Annotated in this window: 3 protein-coding genes; all 3 read right to left on the minus strand. The window is 45.2% G+C overall.

What is annotated here, in order from left to right; translation table 11 throughout:
- Nucleotides 1-165: 165 nt before the first annotated feature.
- Complete coding sequence (locus AC6F75_RS14130; protein ID WP_500715731.1) at nucleotides 166-1,080, minus strand: succinylglutamate desuccinylase; 915 nt, start codon at nucleotides 1,078-1,080, stop codon at nucleotides 166-168.
- Nucleotides 1,081-1,097: 17 nt separating this feature from the next.
- Nucleotides 1,098-2,150: a glutathione synthetase gene (locus AC6F75_RS14135; protein ID WP_500715732.1), complete on the minus strand. Its 1,053-nt coding sequence runs from the start codon at nucleotides 2,148-2,150 to the stop codon at nucleotides 1,098-1,100.
- The coding region (locus AC6F75_RS14140) for a tyrosine/phenylalanine carboxypeptidase domain-containing protein (RefSeq protein ID WP_500715733.1) at nucleotides 2,147-3,269 on the minus strand (1,123 nt) is incomplete at its 5' end. The genes AC6F75_RS14140 and AC6F75_RS14135, both read right to left, overlap by 4 nt.

Genomic DNA, 3,269 nt, shown 5'->3' on the forward strand with positions numbered 1-3,269 from the left:
TCGCGTCTCTGCGGTGATAAATAAAAATCTAATAATCTCATGTTTTCACCGCAAAGACGCAGAGTGCCAATGAGTTTTGTCTTACATCCTACCTGTCTGCCGAAGGCAGGAGTCCTGCAGACCAAAGTCATTTTTCACTCATCACTCACGGCTACCCACTCACCTCTAATCCGCTTCCTGCACCACAAAAAACCCATCACCCCCCTGTTTCTGATAAAGCGGCATATAGATATACCCATCCCATTGGCTGCGTATTTCCTTGTCGTTGTGGATGGCCAGCAATTGGTCTTTTTCAATCTTTTGAAAGTTTTCAAAACCGGGCTGCATGCTGAAGGTGTCGTCTTTTTTCAGTTCGTGGCGGTAGGCAATTTCAAAGGTTTTGCGGGGTGGTTTGAGTTTTTTGGTGAGTTTTTCCACACAATCGGGATAGCTCACGATATGGTGCAAATCCAAACCGCAGGCTTCCTGTATGGCCAGCCAAATCAGGCCTTCCTGATTACAGACAGCTGTTTCGCTCTTGTGCTGCCCGGCTTCCAGGACAAAACCCGTCATCCCGATGCGGGTCAAATAATGGTCGATACATCCATACACCAAATCGCTGAACCCGCGCACGATGTGTATGGGAAAATAATGTGCCCAGGTATCATTGTCGCCCACATCCTGAACGGAAATAAAAGGGAGTGTCGCTGCGGAAATGGTGTGGCAGTCCAGAAAATAGCGCCGTGTGTATTGGGTTTCTGAAAAGCTTTCAAGCACTTCAATAATCTCGTGCATTTCTTTTTGTTCGTGGGTTTCTCTCCGGTTGTTTTTAATGTTTTCCTCGGTCCACGCACGGTTGAGGTCTTCGTCAATATAGCGCACGCCTTGTTCCAACCCTTTGCGGTTGCCGGTAACGCCCACCACAGTGCCTGCAAGGTCAGGCTTGGAGTTTTGGAGTTCGCTAAAAACCCTTTGCAGGGCATATACACCGCTGGGCTCGTTGCCGTGGATACCGGCGGTGATAAACAACAACGGGCCTTTGCGGGTACCCGAATAAGTTCCTATAATGCGTGGAAAAGTGTTTTTTGCTTTATGTTCCATAATTCTAATCCTTTTTGTTATTCCATAGTGGCCAATTCACGGTTTGTCAATAAGCCTTTATACATTCTTTTGTAGGTAACTTTACGCTCAATGGCTTCAACCACGGTGGTTGTAAAATCGGGATAATTGATGTCTTTAAAATGATCCAATCCACCTGGACTCAAGACGTTTATTTCTATGAGTTTGTCCTTGATTACATCGAGGCCGACAAAAAACAAACCGTCACGAATAAGTTTTGGGGCAGTAACGTGTATAATGTGTTGCATAGCCGGTGTTAATTTGCTGGCGGCTGCTTTTGCGCCCACTTTAAAATTACTCCTAAATTCGTTCTCGGTATTACTGATGCGCCTGATGAGGGCCTGTTTGCCATCTTCTTCCAATATACGGCCGTTCATTACAAGAATGCGCACATCGCCGTTTTTTACATCGGGCAGGAATTCCTGAGCAATGACATAGCCTTTGTGGTTAATGGTTTCTATTATTTGGTGGATGTTTTTTTCATTTTCATCGATCAAGTAAACATCTTGTCCGCCAGAGCCTTGCAAGGGTTTGAGAACCATTTTTTTATCATGTTTTTCCCAGAAATCGAGGATATCTTTTTTATTTCGTGTGACAATGGATGCCGGTTTAATGCTCTCGGGCAATTCTTCAAAATACAGTTTATCTATAAAGGCTTTATTCATTGCAAAAGCATCATTTAAAACAAGCACTTCTTGAAGCTGCATCATTTTTCCAAAAGCGATACCGGCCATTTCTGCCCAGTGGCGTTCGGGGCTTTCTTCAGTGGGGTTGTTCCTTACAAAAAGGACATCCAGTTCTGTGGCATTTAGGGTTTGTTTCTTGAAATGACTTTCCTTAAGCTTTTCCAGCAATTGGCCGGGGGATTTTATGTGTGGTTTTACGGGAATGGTATATGCAGTAATATCCATTGGAGTATAGCTGTAAAGCGTAAAGCCACCAACATCCATCACAAACACCTCATGACCCATTTGGTGGGCCTTGGTCATGATCGCTACTGAAGTGCCGTTTTTTTCAGTAGCTATATCGTTTAATACAAAGCATATTTTCATGATGTTGTGAGTTGTGAAAGGGCAATGCCCTCCCTGATTTTTTTTATTTTTTTTTCATAGCCTTCAGATTCCATATAGCGCGGCTTCAAGGCAGTGGGTTTGAGAATCTCACGCTCGGTAAGGTCTTTGATCACGTTGAGGTGCCTCAGCGCAAATTTACCCAAAAGCAGGGACTCTAAATCGCCTCCATCTTTAAGGTAGTTGATAAGCTTCACCAAGCCTTTTAGATAAATAATGTCTTTTAAAAATCCGCCACCCTGCATGATCCTACAGGTAATGTTAAATGCCCGTTCCCTGGAAAAACCGTGGGTTTGGTGAAGCAGTTTAAAAATGCTTTGAAAGTCACCTCCTTCAATAAGCGCTGCACCGGCAATGACACGACCGGCAAGGGTGCGCAAACGGTTGACACTCAACCCGCCTGTAAAATATTCAGCCAGTACGGCAATACCCTCCTGCAAGGGGTCATAATGCGCCAGACCGGACGACAACTGACTGAGGGGTTGCCGGCTTCCGTTATAGAAAGTGAGTACATGTGTGCCCACCTCGTGCTGAATCAGGGCTTCGGCTTCACGACGGCTCATAGTGTAGTCTGCGGGTATATAGAGCTCACCTCGCGAAACCATAATCACATTCACGTCTTCCCTGATGTGTATCTTGCTTTTAAAATCAGGGTCCTGCTCGCGGAAGTATTCAAACTCCTTATGTGCCATAGCACGGAATTCCTTGGCATCAATCTGTTTATCACCCGGGACACCGGTTTCTTCGGGCAGGTCATTCAGGATTTTCAGGGCTTCTTCCCTGAGTTCTTTTTCCACCACCTGATAGAGGCGGATGCTGTTGTAAAAGAAGTTTTTGTTTCCGCGTTCATTGAGCATGCTGATCTGCATATCGAGTTCTCCCCTTTTTTCCTTAAAAATAAAGGACAGGGCGGGGTCGTCAATCTCGTCAATGCGCAGGTTAAAGAGTTTTCGTTTGAGTAGGTCAGGGTCAATGGTGAGCAGGCGGTACTGATACTCATGCAACTCTTTAAAATTGCTTTCAAAGTAGGTTTCGCGTATCTCTTGCATATTCACCGGAGCCACAAGCAAGAGGAACTGGTAGCTGGATTCAATTTCAGTG

The organism is Planktosalinus sp. (assembly GCF_059864935.1).

Excerpts from the sequence above, each read along its gene's own strand:
- AC6F75_RS14130 (WP_500715731.1), bottom strand. The coding sequence starts at position 1,080 with ATGGAACATAAAGCAAAAAACACTTTTCCACGCATTATAGGAACTTAT.
- AC6F75_RS14135 (WP_500715732.1), bottom strand. The coding sequence starts at position 2,150 with ATGAAAATATGCTTTGTATTAAACGATATAGCTACTGAAAAAAACGGC.